This is a genomic window from Pseudomonas sp. ef1, assembly GCF_007293365.2.
Lineage (GTDB): Bacteria > Pseudomonadota > Gammaproteobacteria > Pseudomonadales > Pseudomonadaceae > Aquipseudomonas > Aquipseudomonas siliginis.
This window is the reverse complement of record NZ_CM129815.1, coordinates 2,346,523-2,361,776: the sequence shown is the minus strand read 5'-3', so window position 1 is coordinate 2,361,776 and position 15,254 is coordinate 2,346,523. Positions and strand designations below refer to the sequence as shown.

Genomic DNA, 15,254 nt, shown 5'->3' with positions numbered 1-15,254 from the left:
TCAGTAGTTTGGTTCGGCGGCTATCATACCTGCCTAATCGATCCTGCGCAGAACGGAGTGCCCGAATGACACCTTTTAGCCTCGTTTATCCCCTGCATGTCCTTGCCGCTTTGGTGTGGGTCGGCGGTATGTTTTTCGCCTGGATGGTCTTGCGCCCTGCGGCTGTGAAGGCCCTGGACGGCCCCGCTCGCCTGACCCTGTGGGTGGAAGTGTTTCAAGGTTTTTTCCGTTGGGTCTGGGTCGCGGTGATCCTGTTGCCGATCAGCGGCGTGGGCATGTTGCATCTGCAGCAGGTCGGATTTGAAACCGCGCCGAAGTACGTGCAGGTGATGATCGGTTTGTATGTGGTGATGACGGCACTGTTCATCCGCATTCAAGGGCTGATGCTGCCGGAGTTGCGCAAGGCGGTCGAGGCGAAGGATTGGCCGGCGGGTGCGGCGGTGCTGGGGCGGATTCGCCGGGTGGTGGGGCTTAATCTGCTTGTCGGGTTGGTGCTGGTGGCGGTAGCTGCGGCGAGACCGATGCTCTGAATCGCACTCTTGTTCTGCTGTGAACACAGTTGTGGCAAGGGGATTTATCCCCGCTGGGCTGCGTAGCGGCCCCGCTCTTCAATTTAAAAGCGGGACTGCTGCGCAGCCCAACGGGACGGTGCGACGTTTCGCTAAATCCCCTCGCCACAGAATTTCACTCACCAAAGCACTTTATTGATCAGAGAGTGGGTCGCAGTTTTAGAGCCGTTGCACGGTAACCGAACCCGCCGCCCCTACCGGCCCAGGCTGGCCATCCGCACCGGCCTTGCCGTTCTTGCCGCCATCAGCGCGATAGACCAGGCAGCCCTTGGATTTGCCGCCCTTCCCTGCTTTACCACCGACACCCGCCGGTCCGCCGGCACCGCCAGCCACGTTGACCTTGATCAGCTCGGCCGGGAAATCCCGTGGTACGGCGAGTCGCACCAGCGCACCCGGCGCGCCTGGCTGGCCATCGCTGCCGTCACTGCCATCGGCGCCGTGGCCGGCTGATCCATAGGTGCAGCCCGGATCTTCACCGTTGCCGCCGTCGAGGCCGACGAAACCCGCCGCGCCCCTGCCGCCACGGGCATCGACCGTCAGTTGCGGCGCGCTCAGGGCCTGAAATTGCAGGTTCAGATTGCGCCCGGCCCGGGCTGCTTTCTCATAAGTGCCGGGGGCGCCGCGCGCGGTGATCTGGCTGCCATCGCTCAATTCAGCGCGCTTGACCTTAACTTCCAGCGCTTGTTCAGCCGGAACGATAGCAATACGTGCTTCGTGGCCCAGGCGCAGTTCATCGATGTTCAATTCAGTCACGTTGGACGGGATCAGCAAGGTGCCGTAATCGGCGACTTCCAGTTTCTCGAGTTGCAGCGTGCTGGTGGTGTTGGGCAAGCGCATCAAAGAATTGCTTTGCACGTTGACCACTTGGGCGCAGGCCAGTGGACTGATGAATGCAGCGAGCAGGCAGAGTTTACGCATGGGAAGAAGCCTCCGGAGCGGCCGGGGCCGGGATGGTTTGCAGGTGGAAAACGCCGAACAACAGGATGCGGCCTCGGTCACGCCAAGGGTGCGGACGGCCCTTGAGGCTGCGGTTGCACAGCAGCACTTCGAGTAGATGAATCAGCAACAACAGAGCGCCGGCCAGATTCACCAGCAGATGCAGCGGATGAACAAACGGCACCAGCTGATTGGCCAGCACCACGCAGCAGAACAGCAGGGTCAGCAAACGCCCCAGCCCCCAGAACACCTTCATACGCTACCCCGTGTTGCGAATTATTCTTTGCACGCACAGTACCGGCTTCTGCGGGGGATAAGCCAGAGGGAAAAATGAAATTTGTGCACACGCGGATGAAATGGCTGCCGGGGCGACGATCTCGACCCGGCAGCTCTAGCCAGCGTACTACAGACGGTTGCTAACGATTGATGTGCAGCTCGACCCGGCGATTTTCCGCGCGGCCTTCATCGCTGGCGTTATCGGCGACCGGCTCACTTTCGCCTCGGCCCTCGCTGGTGAGCTTGTTCGGCGCCAGCCCCTGACTCAACAGATACGCGGCGACACTGCTCGCGCGCCGCTCGGACAAAGCCTGGTTATAGGCGTCGGAGCCTTTACTGTCGGTGTGCCCGATGACCTTGATGCTGACCACATCGGCATTGCGCAGCTTGTCCATCAAGGTGTCGAGCTGGGCTTTGGCCGCCGGGGTCAGATCGGACTTGTCGAAATCGAACAGCACGTTGCCGGCATCGCTCAAGGTGATCACTTCAGATTGCGGCGCCGGTTCGACCGGTTTGACTGCCACCGGATATTGCGGCAGCGGGCAGCCACGGTGATCGACTTCGGTGTTTTCCGGAGTGTCCGGGCAGCGGTCGCGGCGGTCGAAGACGCCGTCGCTGTCTTCGTCGCCATCCTGGGCGTAACAGATCAGCCCGCCGGTGACGATACCCAATGCCGCGCCGCCGCCGGCCCAGCCGGCGCTTTCAATGGCGCCAAGACCGCCGCCGACCAGACCGCCAAGCAGGCTGCAGATCGGCCACGTACGTTGATTGAGGAGGGCGGTGCCATCGCTGTGAGTGGCACAACCGGTGAGCAAGCTGCCAAGCAGCAGCACCGGCAAGACGGACCTTGAGAAAAGACGCATTTGTGAACGCTCCTGTGTACCGGCCCATACCGGTTACACAGGAGTAAAGACCCGCATCCGCGACTGCACAAGCCGCGGATGCGAGAGGGGCTAGCGGACGATTTTGATTTCGGTGCGACGGTTCTGTGCACGACCATCAGCCGACTTGTTGTCAGCCACAGGCTGGCTTTCACCAAGGCCCGACACCGAAACGAAGCTGGCACGCGGCACGCCCTGCTGGATCAGGTATTCCACCACCGAGTGCGCACGACGATCCGACAGTTTCTTGTTGTAGGCATCGCTGCCGACACTGTCGGTGTGACCGGTAACGGTCAGTTGCGCGGTAGAGGATTCCTGTTTCAAGCGATCGGCGACCTTGTCCAGTACTTGCTTGTCAGGGCCGGTCAGCGTGGCTTTGTCGAACTCGAAGTGGACATCACGAATGACGATGGTTTCTTCCTTGACCACAACCGCTTCTTCGACCACTGGCGCAGGCGTCGGTGGCGGGCAACCGTCAGCATCGACCTGCACGCCTTTTGGCGTGCCCGGGCACTTGTCGCGACTGTCCGGCACGCCATCGCCGTCTTCATCGCCATCACCGTGCACCCAGCAATAGGCCGCCGCCATACCACCGACGATCAGTGCGCCGCCGCCCGCCCACGAGGCGCTCTCGGTCGCGCCGAGACCGGCACCGACCACACCGCCGACCGCCGCACAGGTCGGCCAGTCGGTTTTCTGCAAACCTGCACAACCAGTCAACACACTGGTTAGCAGAACCAAGGGTAATGCTGTCCGAACTATGCTCATCTAGTTTTCTCCTGAGGGATCGGCTTAAAACCGATTCAGGGAGTAAAGACCGGAGTTTTAATCTCCGCCAGCAATAGGCCACCGCTGTTTGCGACCGTGTTCACAGGGGTTTGCCTCTTTTGGCGAAAACCGCCGCCACCGGGCGCTTTGCCGACGCGATCTGGCAGGCTAGTCTTGGCGGTCTGACTGAGGAGCTTCGATGAACGCCGCCATTTCTTCGCGCACGCCACAACAGGCGTTGGCCGCTTTGCTGGATCGCTACGCCCCGGCCCGACTGCTGCTGATCGGCGCCAGCGAGTTTCCCGCCTTGAGCGCTTTCAAGGACGCGCATCCAGACACCGTGGTCGCTCATGCCGCGCCCGGCGCGTTGCCCGCCGAATTGGCTGCGCAACGCTTCGATCTGGCGCTGGTAGTCGATTGCCTGGAACATTTGCCCAAACGCGATGGCCTGAACCTGTTGGGCGGCATCCGCAATCTCAACGCCAGTCGCATCGCGGTGCTGGCGGATCTGGCCGCCAGTGGCTGGCAGGAAACCGATTTCTATTCGCTGGCACTGCAGGCCAGCGAGCGTTTTCAGCGCGACGCGCAGGTGCTGACCCTGTTCACCTACGATCTGCTTGACTACAAACAAGTCCCCGACTGGCTCAATTCACGCTTCTGGGCCAACCCGGAAATGTTCGGGAAGTACTGGTGGTAAACCCATGAATATCAAGGGCTTACCTCACCATGACCACCAGCATTGCTATGCCCGAGCAGGGCCAAGTGTCACCAGCCTGTCACCAGCCTTGTCACCAAAGACCAGATCAGCACCTATCTGTCTGGCATTACAGGCGCTCAGGGATCTACTACCTGAGGGTCCGTCCACGGGGCTGTTCCGCCCGTAGTCTCACCATCTCTCTCAGATCTACCGATAGGCCGACCGCTATGCAGTTCTCCAAGGACATCCTCAAGACACTGGCTGTCTTCCACCTCGACCGCCCTGAGGCTTCGTGGGAGGACCTCAAGGAACGTCTCAAGGAGATCGCTGAGGACGCGCTACAGGGCCATAGCGAGGACTCACGGGGCCTCTACATGGAAATCTATGACCAGATGAGCAACCACCTCGCAGAGGCAGCCTCAACCGGTCGGTTCAATGCGAGTCAACAACGAGCCATAGGCACCGGTCAACGTATGCTCAGGGCTGCTCAAGACCGCCTTGATGGTCGCCCGCAGGACCTCACGGAGATCATTGGGGAGCTATCTTGTGGCACGTCTGTAGCCCCTTCTGTGTCCCTATCTGTATTACCGTCTGGCGAGCCGACAACCTTTGAGACCCTCTCAGGGCTCTATCTGGCTGAGCGCAAAGGCAACGTCACCGCCACCACTCACAAATCAGTTACGTCAGCTTGCCGAACCCTCAGCGGGCTCCTTGGAGACTTGAACCTCAAGACCCACACTCGGGCCGATATGGTGGCGCTCAAGGAGAAAATCATTGATGGTCGCAAACCTCTGACATCTAACAAGCTACTAACTCAGCTATCAACGGTGATGAGCTGGGCGGTAAATAACGGTTTCCTTGAGCGCTCCTTTGATAAGGGCTTGAAGATTGAGCGAGGCGCTGAGAGCACTCGCAAGCCCCTGACTCAGGATCAGGTGATCACAATCATGGATCACGCGAATGGTCTGGCTATTGACGACTGGAAGCGCTGGGCGTTGTCCCTTGGGGTTCTTACAGGTGCCCGTATTGGCGAGATCTACCAGTTGAACAAAGAGGACATCAAGCAGGTGGACGGAATCACCGTTATCGACATCAACAAAGATGAGAACGGTGGCAAGACCCTGAAGAATAGCTTCTCTGTGAGACAAGTCCCTCTGGTTGATGGGGCCTATGGGTTCTCCCTTCAGACCTTCCTTGAGTGGGTCAATGCCAACGAAGGCCGTCTGTTCAAGGCAAAGGAACATTATTTCAACAAGCCGCTCAATGAGGCTCTAAGGGAACCTCTGGGGCTGGCCTCTGGGGGCGACCAATCGTTTCACTCCCTGAGACACTCGTTGTCGGGTCTTCTGAAGGCCGCTGCGACCCCTGAGGTAATCGCGCAGGGCATCACTGGACACAGTGCAGGGAACATCACATATGACCTGTATGCGGGGTCTCAGAGGCTTCCTGTGGGGACACTCCATGAGGCGCTCGTTAAGGCGTTTAGTGGCTGGATAATATGAACAAAATGATCGGTATCACCACATCCACAAACTCTGTAAGGGATTAGAAATGGGACAAGTCACGGAGCTACACAAGGCATATCTCGATGCGTCATCCAAATCGGACCATTTCTTATTGGGTGCAATAGCAGCAGCATGCGCGTATCTCGCGCAAAGCAACCCATATGGAAAGATCGGTCTCAATCCAGAAACCCTTTTCCTAATCGACCTTATCGTGCTTGGCTTGGCTGCGTTTTTCGCTCATAAGCGCATTGAAAATACGATCCAAGTCCTGAAATTCAATACCACGTTTCTACAAGGACGTAATGATGGTGATCCAGTCTCCTACCTCGGAGGCAAGCAGCTTGCGGAAAAGTATGCGAACCGTACTGTGTCTAATTACACGTTCAGGAATCTATTCATGGCCTTAGGGTTCATCCTTTATGTTGTGGCGAAGGTCTGGCGAGCCTATTGAGGCAACCTGAAGGCTGCTATAAAGCGCTGTGTTTGCTGGTCATTGGATCGGTGTCGTTAAAACCCCTCACTGTTGCGACCAACAACATGAGGACCGATCCAATGACCCTACTTACCCAACCGGGACCGCTGCACCGCCACGTCGATCACGAGACGGGCCACATCCTTCATATCGACCCAATCACTGGCGAGGCCGTTACTCGCAAAGAGATGGTCCGACTCAAAAATCCTGAAGCGCAGTATCAAGCATGGGCAGCCGAACGCCGAGCCGATGAGTCCCTCTCTAAGGACCACCAAACGGCAGCCGAAAAGGCAGCCCGAGCCAAGCCCAGCGATCCCCCTATCGAAGCCCCCAAGCGAGGCCGTGGGCGTCCCAAGACCAGCTATGTGAATCCGGTCGCTGCCTACATGCACCTCCTTGCGATTCCCGATCCTCTGCCATGGATAGACGACATCGTTACTGGGTCGATCATCACCAGTGCCGGAGTCACCAACGGGAAGATAAACGTCAAGGCCCGAGCGGTCATCGGTGCGCTGTTCCTTTCGGAGATCACAGCGGAAGCCTGTAAGACCAGTGAGATCAGCTTGAGGACCGCCCAGCGCATTGCCAAGGCTGCCCGACATGCTGCCCATGGGATCGCTTTGTATGTGGATAGACATCCTGGGATCAAGGCAGAGATTGGTGCTGAGATTGGCTTGGAGGCCCTATTCCGGGCTTCTTCGACTTAACGCCGGATAATATAAAGATAAATCTTAACGACCCTTTCAGCTTATCGACACCTGATCGACCAGCCTCAGAGTGAGAGGGGTAGTGATAATAATCACCCCTCCCTTTCATCCATCTCATAGACATCATTAAGGAGAACCTACATGACCTGCTATCAAGCCACCGATACGCTCACTGAAGACGACCTGATTGCCCTGTCTCGTGTCTTCCCCACGCCTTCACGTCCCCAGTTGGTCATCGTTAAGAACCTGCTCAATGATCGACACGCCACCTACAGAACCTATGAGAATGGAATGGTCTGCTTTGACGTTGACGCTTTGATCAAAGAGGTGTCCTTTCGAGGCTCCCCAAGGACGGCCTCAAGGGTCTCCGAACTGGTCTCGCTTGGGGTCAGCCTTCAAGCTCTCGCCAAGACGCCTTTGAGCATCCCAATGGCCGGAAAAGAACCAATTTCGATCAGGCTTTAGCTCCATCGTCAAGGTGACGTTAAAACCCCTCACTATTGGGACCACACCGAATCACCTGCAAAAGATTCCCTCCCAGCTACAAACGACCGTCGCCACGGTTGTCCTTAAAGATGCCCTCTCAGGCTTGCCATGTCCTGTGATCCAGCATCACCAATACCCAAACCCCAGAACCTTTTGATCGACCTTGGAAGATGCCCATGAGGCTCCCTCCTTGGCCGTCTGGTCGTGCGCGTCTATGGCGCCAAGGTCGAATCAAAGGGTCGCCTATAGGAGATCCAAACCCATGAACATCACCATCACCAAAGTCCTGAAGAACGAAGTAACTGTGTCGGGCCAGACCCTCAGCCGTGAGTACGTCGAGAACGTAATGCTGCCCTTGCTGATGGCCCAATGTGGCCGGAACAACGGCGCTAAGTTCGGAGTGATCAAGGCTTTCGACGAAGCCGGTCTGTCCCTCAAGGCCATCCAAGAGGACGCTCTGACTTACTTCGAGACCAAGCGGGCCCAAAAGGCTGAGCGTGAAAAGCTCCAGCGTGAGGCCGATGAGCGCGCTGAGCGACTCCGTGAGCCAACCCCTCGCGAACTGGCCCAAGCGAAAGCCGACAAGGAAGAACGAGCTGCTGCCCATCGTGCGCACGCTCAGAAGATCTTAGCGGCCCGCTCTCGCAACAACGGCTGATAACTTGCCACCTTCATTCAATCTAATTCAGGAGACCAATCCCCATGAAACCTAATCAATATGTCAAGCCGTCCACCTACACCACTGCCGTTTTCAACGACACTCCGGGTCATGAGGCTGGGTCTATCCGTTTCAATACTGCCGATGTCCGTAGCGAGACCGAAGTGGCTACTGATCCTTCTGTCTATGTGCAGGCCCTTGTGGAGGCCGCTGAGGACCATTTGAACGGCGATGAGTGGCGTGAAGCTGCCATGGAGGCGACTCCTTGTGAGTTCCGCCCGGCTGGCTCTGAGGCCACTGGTCAACAGATCATCACCATGGCAGACCGTACCGTTAAGTTCGACCCACGTAAGAACTGGGACAACCAGACCGTCGAGAAAGGCGAAGTGCTGGCCGGGTCGATCATCTTCACTGAGGCGACCGATACCGCTCTGGTAATCAGCCATCGTGCAACCATCCTCGATCACAACATCATGGCGGGCTTCACTGAGGGCTCCCTTGCGCAGACCGCTGACAAGATCCTGCGCGATATCGAACTGAGTGCTGCGGGCAAGATCGCTGGCATCCTCTCGACTGCCCCAAGCACCGAAGTGTTCTCTGAGGCTAAGCCAACCGGCAAGCCTGTAGAGATCGCTGAGGACCTCATTGACCTCTTGACGACCCACATCAACCAGACCGTAGGCACCTCGCTGTCTGACTTTGTGGTCCTGCTGCCTGTGTCTCTGGTGGCGGTGCTTGAGCGTGCTGCTCAGCGTGCTGGCGTGGGTGACATTGAGGACCTCATCGGCGCCTCTGTGCAGCCTTACAGCGGTACTGACTTCGGCCTGTTCCTGTTGCCCAAGATGTTTACCTCGCTGAGCTACCGCGAAGGCCGCGACGGTAACGTCTGGAAGATCCAAGCGACCCGCAATGGCGCCCATCAGGCATGGGACATTGAGATCATGACAGTCGTGGACATCGTGGCTAACGGCAAGGTCAAGGTGAAGCTGACCGCCGATGGTCTCCAGACCGAGATGGTGGCGTTCCCGATGATCACCAACATCAAGCTGACCTAAGGAGGACTCCTCAGATCTGAGGGCACCTCTGTGAGCCCCGTAAGGCCGATCCAAGAGGGACCGGCAGGGGCACTATCAGACGATGTGCAGATTTGCATATCGCTCCACCTTCCCGAAATTTCGTGAAGCTTCTCCTTAAAGAGGACGCCCCAAATCTGGGGAGACCTATTCGCCCGTCGCTGGGCATCACCCAATCCAGTCTTTCTGATAGTGCCTTTCATGCCACGCCGGGTCCCTTTGTCGGGGTCTGGATGCTCGGCTGTGGGTGCGACCTGAAGGGCACTACCAAAAGGAAATCGACACTATGAACATGATCAACAGCACCGCAACCATCTTCGAGAAAATCTCCAAGACTGGAGCGGTCTCCCCAACGACCCTCAACGGCTTACCCGGTATGTCGTCCTTGGAGATCGCGGAGATCACCGGGAAGAACCACAAGCACGTCCTTCGGGACATCCGAAAGATGCTCAACGAGATCGGCCCAGATTTGGACCAATGTCAGTATGTCGAGACCAAGGCACCAGATGGCTATGGTCGTTTCCAGCCGCTGACCATCCTCGACAAGGAGCTGACCTTTACGCTGCTCTCCCGGTATTCCTTCAAGCTGTCCAATATGATCGTCAAGCGCTGGCTTGAACTGGAAGGCTCAGGCTTTGAACGTGTGTCGGTACAGGCCGCTGTGGTCCACCTGATCGAGCGTGAGAAGGACAACTATCGAATCGCAATGAGGGACATCAGGACCGCTGCAAGGCGTCTCAAGGCCCGCTGAGAGTTGAATGACACTTCCTCAAACGAAGCGTGACGGGCTATGCTGAATGACTAACTTGTCCTGACGAGACGCCTCCATGAGTGTCACGCTGTGTTACACCTACAAGGGTAAACGGGTAGTAACCAAAGTGCCTGTCGAGTCTCTGACTCCACATGCGGCGCTATGCTATGCCTTGCTTCAATCAGGCGCCTCTGACGACCAATCCCAAGGGAGCTGGCCGCATTCATATGAGCGCCTCCTTGAGGTAGCCCTGCAACACGAACTCACAGACGTTCGCTTTCACAAGTCACTCTAATCCCTCAAGGAGAACCCCATGGACCACCTACAGGCCCTCTACTGGGTCTGTCTGGCCGTGCAACTGGGGTTCTGGTTGTGGTCGCATAGACCACCCTAAGGCCCTTTGAGAATCTGACAGAAAAATCTGAAAGGTCACCATTACAAGACTTCCCGCGCTGGCTCCCCCGTAGGCCCTCGCATGGGTGCCGGTGGGCGCGTTAAGGACCCCGGTTAATTCACCCTTGCGGTCTTGCTGTCTGTCACCAACACTGTCACCAGCTTTGTCACCAAACTCCTTGAGGTCCTCTATGAAGCCCGCTACGCTTGGCCTGCCGCCATACCCCACTCAGTTCTGGGCCAATCCGGAAAACTTCGGGAAATACTGGTGGTAATGCAATGAGTACAGCCATTTGCCCTTGCGGCAGCGGCAATCTGCTGGATGCCTGCTGCGGCCCTTATCACGACGGCCACCCGGCACCGTGTGCCGAAGCCCTGATGCGTTCGCGCTACAGCGCTTATGTGCTGGGGCTGATCGACTATCTGGTGGCGACCACCCTGCCCGCGCAGCAGGCGGGGCTGAACCGACAATCGATCAGCGACTGGAGCGCGCAAAGCACCTGGCTTGGTCTTGAGGTGGAAAGCTCGGAAGTGTTCGGCGGCCAGCCGGAACACGCTTTTGTGACCTTCACCGCGCGCTGGCATGACAGCCAGGGCGAGCACAGCCATCGCGAGCGCTCCTCGTTTGTGCAGAACGGCGGGCGCTGGTACTTCATCGATCCCACGGTGCAGCTGAAGCTGGGGCGCAATGACGGCTGCCCTTGCGGCAGCGGGCAGAAGTTCAAGAAGTGTTGTTCGGGTTATTTCGGCGCTTGAGCTGAAGATCAAAAGATCGCAGCCTTCGGCAGCTCCTACACAGGATTTGCGTTCATTCTGCAGGAGCTGCCGAAGGCTGCGATCTTTTAGCGTCTAGACTGGCAACAAAGGGAGTACAACCATGCTCGGTCGTCGGCGCACATTACATTTCCTGCTGTTGATGCTGATCGTAAACCTCGGCGGCTGTGCCTCGTGGTTCAGCGATGACAGCGTCGAGCCTGCCGTGCATCTGGTGAAAGTCGAGGTGGTGCGGGCCAAACTGCTCGAACAGAAATTCATCCTGCACTTTCGCGTCGACAATCCCAACGACAGCGACCTGACCGTGCGCGGCCTCGAATACCGGATTCACCTGGCCGACATGCTGCTCACCGAAGGCGAGCATGAGCACTGGTTTACCGTGGGTCCCAAGCGCAGCGCTTACTTCAAAGTGCCGATCCGCACCAACCTGTGGCCGAAGGTCAAACAGGTGGTGAAACTGCTGAAAAATCCGAACCAGCAGATTCCCTATCGATTGCAGGGGGAAATGGAAACCGGTTTATTCATCGCCCACTACGTGCACCTTGAGCGCAATGGCGTGATAATCCCCGCCGATCTAACTCCGGAGTGACCTCGATGACCCAGCAACCCCATGTCCATGGCCCTGACTGCAACCACGATCATGACCACCATCATGATCACGACCATGGCCATGTCCACGGCCCGAACTGCGGCCACGCCCACCAGGAACCGGTGCGCAACGCCCTGAAAGACGTCGGCCGCAACGACCCTTGCCCATGCGGCAACGGCAAGAAATTCAAGAAGTGCCACGGCGCTTGATGTCACGGGCGAAGATCTTCTTCGCCTGACACACCGCTTTCGCGAGCAGGCTCGCTCCCACAGTTGATCTGCACTCAACACATTTTTGTGAACCTGCGCAGCCCCTGTGGGAGCTGGCTTGCCAGCGATAGGGCGGCACATCCCTGCATTGATGTCGCCTGATTCACCGCAATCGCTGGCAAGCCAGCTCCCACAGGTCTATCAGTTGACTGTCAGAATCAGGGCAGCACTGACCACCGTCGCATACTCCCCATGCAGATTGCCCAGCGACATCCCGTGCACCTCTTCAGCGGTACGCGGTTTGCCGAAATAATCGGCCTTGTCGAAGGTAAAGCACGCATCCTCCGCCACAAACGTATCGAATCCCAAATTGCCCGCAGTGCGCGCCGTCGACTCAACAGAGTTGTTGGTCGCCACACCAACGATGATCAGTTGCCCGATCCCGGCCTCACGCAACTGCGCCTCCAGCCCACTGGCACAAAACGCGTCCGGCACCTGTTTCTGGATCAGCCATTCCCCGCCCTGAGGGACAAAACGCTCTTGAAACTCCACTCCGTCCTGCTCCGGCCAGAACACCGAATCAGGTGAGCGCGACAAGTGCTGCACGTGAATCACCGGGCGCCCGCGCAGGCGCCACAGCGCCAATAACTCAAGCATTCGCTCTTCGGCCTGAGGATTATTCCGCCGCCCCAGACGCGGATGCAGAATGCCTTTCTGCTGGTCGATGATGATCAGCGCAGCGTTGCTTTGAAGCTCCATAGCGATCTTTCTCCTGACAGGTCTGGGGACTCATTCCGCAGTTCAACATCAGCGCTTTCCCACAAGCAACTGTCACGCCTCTGACCGATCAGCCGACAACTGCATAAATAACCACTCGCCCCGCTTGCGCGGCCCTCGCGCCGTCACTAACGTAGCGGCTTTATTGCGCCCCCAGCCTTATACCCCCGCAGGAGCTTCGCCATGGCCTCGCCAGCCCTTACACATTTTCTTCCCCGGTTCGGCGTTGCCGCAGCAGTGGCCGGTGTCCTCGGCCTGTCCGGTTGCCAGACCTGGAACGCCCAGGACAGCCTGCCGCCGACCTCCGGCGTGCAACCGCTCAAGGGCCTGGCGCAGAACGTGTCGGTGCGGCGCAATGCGATGGGCATGCCGTTGATCGAGAGCAACAGCTTCCATGACGCGCTGTTCAGCCTCGGCTATGTCCACGCCAGCGACCGCATCAACCAGATGGTCACCCTGCGCCTGTTGGCCCAGGGCCGGTTGGCGGAAATGTCCGGCGCGTCGATGCTTGATGCCGACCGCTACATGCGCGCGGTCAATCTGAAGAAGAGCGCCGACGAGTTGTACAAGGCCTCGTCGCCACGGCTCAAGCGCTTCTTCGAAGTCTACGCACGAGGCGTCAACGCTTATCTGTTCCGCTACGCCGACAAGTTGCCGGGCGACCTCGCCGCCAGCGGTTACAAGCCCGAATACTGGAAACCGGAAGATTCGGCGCTGATTTTTGCCCTGCTGAATTTCAGCCAGTCGGCCAACCTGCCGGAGGAAATCCAGTCACTGGTGCTCGCGCAAACCGTGACCACTGACAAACTCGCCTGGCTGAGCCCGTCGGCGCCTGATGAAAACCTGCCAGTGGCTGAAGCCGACAAACTGCAAGGCCTCAAGCTCAACGGGCAGATTCCGGGGCTGACGGAATTGAGCAACGCCAGCCAGCAACTGTCGGCGCTGAACCTGCTCGCCACACCGACTGCGAACAATTGGGCGATCGCCCCGCAACGCAGCCGCAGCGGCAAGAGCCTGCTGGCCAGCGATGCGCACGGGCCGCTGGCAGCGCCGTCGTTGTGGAGTTTCGTGCAGATCCGCGCGCCGAAATATCAGGCAGCCGGCGTCACGGTTGCCGGTCTGCCGATGGTGCTCGGCGGCTTCAACGGCAAAGTGGCGTGGAGCATGACCAGCGTGCTCGGCGACAATCAGGACCTGTTCCTCGAGAAAATCCGCCGTCAGGGCAGCAGCCTCACTTATGAAGTCAACGGCAAATGGCAGCCGTTGGGCGTGCGCAATGAAACCTATTTCGTCAAAGGCCAGCGGCCGATTCGTGAAGCCGTTTACGAAACCCGCCACGGCGCGCTGCTCAACAGTGCCCACGCAGCGGCGCAGGGCAGCGGTTTCGGTCTCGCTTTACAGACGCCAAGCTTCACCGACGACAAAACCCTGGATGCCTTCTTCGACCTGACCCGCGCGCAGAACGTCGAGCGCGCCTCAGACGCCAGCCGTGAAATCCGCGCCATTACCCTGAATCTGGTCTTTGCCGATGCAAGCAATATCGGCTGGCAAGTCACCGGGCGCTTCCCCAACCGTCGCGAAGGTGAAGGCCTGCTGCCCTCGCCGGGTTGGGACGGTCGCTACGACTGGGACGGTTACGCCGACCCGATGCTGCACCCCTACGATCAGGACCCGGCACAAGGCTGGCTCGGTACCGCCAACCAGCGCGTAATTCCCGACGGCTACGGCATGCAGCTGTCGAAATCCTGGGCGGCACCGGAGCGTGGCGAACGCCTGGCGGAAATGGCTGGCAGCGGCAAGCACGACAGCCGCAGCGTGATCGCCATGCAGTACGACCAGACCACCACGTTCGCCGCCAAGCTGAAAAAAGTCTTCGAAGCACCGGGCATGAAGCAACCGCTGAAACAGGCGATCGACGCCCTGCCGGAAGCGGAGCGCAGCAAGGCCCGCGAAGCCTTCACGCGCTTGATGGCGTTCGACGGCAAGCTCAGCCCGACCTCGGCGGATGCAGCGATTTATGAACTGTTTCTGCAGCAAAGCATGAAGCAGATCTTCCTCGATGAACTGGGTCCTGAGTCGAGCCCGGCGTGGAAGGCTTTTGTCGCCAATGGCGATCTGTCCTACGCGGCGCAGGCCGATCATCTGCTGGGGCGTGAGGACAGTCCGTTCTGGGATGACCTGCGCACGCCGCAGAAGGAAGACAAAGCGGTGATTCTCGCCCGCAGCCTCGCTGCGGCGATTACTGCCGGTGACAGCCAGTTGGGCGGCGATCATCGCGCCTGGCAGTGGGGCAAATTGCACAGCTATGCGTGGAAAAACAGCAACGGCCAGACCGTGCGCGGACCACTGGCAGCCGGAGGCGATCACACCACGCTGAACAACTCGGCGTTTGCCTGGGGCCAGGACTTCGCCACCACGCGCGCGCCGTCGATGCGTTTTATCGTCGACTTCGGCCAGAGCGAGCCACTGATGGCGCAGAACGGTACGGGGCAGTCGGGCAACCCGCTGAGTCCGAACTACCTGAACGGGATCGATGCGTGGCTGAAAGGTCAGTACATCGGCCTGCCGATGCAGCCGCAGAACTTTGATCGGGTGTATGGCAAGACCCGCTTGACCCTCACCCCCGGCAAGTAAACGCAGTTCCCCCTGTGGGAGCGAGCTTGCTCGCGAAGACGGAGTCACAGTCAGAATTGATGTGTCAGGTAAACCGCTTTCGCGAGCAGGCTCGCTCCC

Annotated in this window: 18 protein-coding genes; 13 read left to right on the top strand and 5 right to left on the bottom strand. The window is 58.6% G+C overall.

What is annotated here, in order from left to right; translation table 11 throughout:
• Positions 1 to 65: 65 nt before the first annotated feature.
• On the top strand, positions 66 to 530 hold the full coding sequence (locus tag FEE99_RS10680; protein ID WP_016771373.1) for a CopD family protein: 465 nt from the start codon (positions 66 to 68) through the stop codon (positions 528 to 530).
• Between the two features lie 198 nt (positions 531 to 728).
• Here FEE99_RS10680 and FEE99_RS10675 read toward each other — a convergent pair whose 3' ends face one another.
• The 4 genes from FEE99_RS10675 to FEE99_RS10660 all read right to left on the bottom strand — a co-directional run bounded on the left by FEE99_RS10675 (position 729) and on the right by FEE99_RS10660 (position 3,430).
• Positions 729 to 1,487, bottom strand: coding sequence for a collagen-like triple helix repeat-containing protein (locus FEE99_RS10675; RefSeq protein WP_041478047.1), 759 nt, complete (start codon positions 1,485 to 1,487; stop codon positions 729 to 731).
• Positions 1,480 to 1,761, bottom strand: coding sequence for a DUF1145 domain-containing protein (locus FEE99_RS10670; RefSeq protein ID WP_016771375.1), 282 nt, complete (start codon positions 1,759 to 1,761; stop codon positions 1,480 to 1,482). Before FEE99_RS10670 ends, FEE99_RS10675 begins: the two co-directional genes overlap by 8 nt.
• A gap of 160 nt (positions 1,762 to 1,921) precedes the next feature.
• Positions 1,922 to 2,644 carry an OmpA family protein gene (locus FEE99_RS10665; RefSeq protein ID WP_041478048.1) on the bottom strand — a complete coding sequence of 241 codons (723 nt, stop codon included), beginning with the start codon at positions 2,642 to 2,644 and terminating at the stop codon, positions 1,922 to 1,924.
• Positions 2,645 to 2,734: 90 nt separating this feature from the next.
• On the bottom strand, positions 2,735 to 3,430 hold the full coding sequence (locus tag FEE99_RS10660) for an OmpA family protein (protein ID WP_041478049.1): 696 nt from the start codon (positions 3,428 to 3,430) through the stop codon (positions 2,735 to 2,737).
• Positions 3,431 to 3,629: 199 nt separating this feature from the next.
• On the opposite strand from FEE99_RS10660, the gene FEE99_RS10655 reads away from it, so the two are divergent.
• The 11 genes from FEE99_RS10655 to FEE99_RS10605 all read left to right on the top strand — a co-directional run bounded on the left by FEE99_RS10655 (position 3,630) and on the right by FEE99_RS10605 (position 11,744).
• Positions 3,630 to 4,127: a DUF6231 family protein gene (locus FEE99_RS10655; RefSeq protein ID WP_041478050.1), complete on the top strand. Its 498-nt coding sequence runs from the start codon at positions 3,630 to 3,632 to the stop codon at positions 4,125 to 4,127.
• A gap of 227 nt (positions 4,128 to 4,354) precedes the next feature.
• Positions 4,355 to 5,629, top strand: a complete 1,275-nt coding sequence (locus tag FEE99_RS10650) for a site-specific integrase (RefSeq protein WP_041478051.1) — start codon at positions 4,355 to 4,357, stop codon at positions 5,627 to 5,629.
• A 49-nt stretch (positions 5,630 to 5,678) separates the two neighbouring features.
• Positions 5,679 to 6,083, top strand: a complete 405-nt coding sequence (locus FEE99_RS10645; RefSeq protein WP_041478052.1) for a hypothetical protein — start codon at positions 5,679 to 5,681, stop codon at positions 6,081 to 6,083.
• Between the two features lie 101 nt (positions 6,084 to 6,184).
• Positions 6,185 to 6,811, top strand: a complete 627-nt coding sequence (locus FEE99_RS10640) for a hypothetical protein (protein WP_041478053.1) — start codon at positions 6,185 to 6,187, stop codon at positions 6,809 to 6,811.
• Positions 6,812 to 6,952: 141 nt separating this feature from the next.
• Complete coding sequence (locus FEE99_RS10635) at positions 6,953 to 7,276, top strand: hypothetical protein (protein WP_041478054.1); 324 nt, start codon at positions 6,953 to 6,955, stop codon at positions 7,274 to 7,276.
• Between the two features lie 283 nt (positions 7,277 to 7,559).
• A complete protein-coding gene (locus FEE99_RS10630; RefSeq protein WP_041478055.1) occupies positions 7,560 to 7,955 on the top strand; it encodes a hypothetical protein in 396 nt (131 codons plus the stop codon).
• Positions 7,956 to 7,999: 44 nt separating this feature from the next.
• Positions 8,000 to 9,010, top strand: a complete 1,011-nt coding sequence (locus tag FEE99_RS10625) for a hypothetical protein (RefSeq protein ID WP_041478056.1) — start codon at positions 8,000 to 8,002, stop codon at positions 9,008 to 9,010.
• Between the two features lie 304 nt (positions 9,011 to 9,314).
• Complete coding sequence (locus tag FEE99_RS10620; protein WP_016488749.1) at positions 9,315 to 9,779, top strand: Rha family transcriptional regulator; 465 nt, start codon at positions 9,315 to 9,317, stop codon at positions 9,777 to 9,779.
• 672 nt (positions 9,780 to 10,451) lie between these two features.
• Positions 10,452 to 10,928, top strand: coding sequence for a YchJ family protein (locus FEE99_RS10615; RefSeq protein ID WP_041478058.1), 477 nt, complete (start codon positions 10,452 to 10,454; stop codon positions 10,926 to 10,928).
• 121 nt (positions 10,929 to 11,049) lie between these two features.
• Positions 11,050 to 11,535 carry an LEA type 2 family protein gene (locus FEE99_RS10610; RefSeq protein ID WP_024011906.1) on the top strand — a complete coding sequence of 162 codons (486 nt, stop codon included), beginning with the start codon at positions 11,050 to 11,052 and terminating at the stop codon, positions 11,533 to 11,535.
• Positions 11,536 to 11,540: 5 nt separating this feature from the next.
• Positions 11,541 to 11,744 carry an SEC-C metal-binding domain-containing protein gene (locus FEE99_RS10605; RefSeq protein WP_003198420.1) on the top strand — a complete coding sequence of 68 codons (204 nt, stop codon included), beginning with the start codon at positions 11,541 to 11,543 and terminating at the stop codon, positions 11,742 to 11,744.
• A gap of 201 nt (positions 11,745 to 11,945) precedes the next feature.
• On the opposite strand, the gene FEE99_RS10600 is transcribed toward FEE99_RS10605, so the two are convergent.
• Entirely contained in the window at positions 11,946 to 12,503 is a 558-nt protein-coding gene (locus tag FEE99_RS10600; protein ID WP_041478059.1) for a cysteine hydrolase family protein, read from the bottom strand.
• 201 nt (positions 12,504 to 12,704) lie between these two features.
• Here FEE99_RS10600 and FEE99_RS10595 point away from each other — a divergent pair, with 201 nt between their 5' ends.
• The gene (locus FEE99_RS10595; protein WP_041478060.1) at positions 12,705 to 15,155 is read left to right on the top strand and encodes a penicillin acylase family protein; all 2,451 of its coding nucleotides are present in this window, start codon (positions 12,705 to 12,707) and stop codon (positions 15,153 to 15,155) included.
• The last annotated feature ends 99 nt before the right edge of the window (positions 15,156 to 15,254 follow it).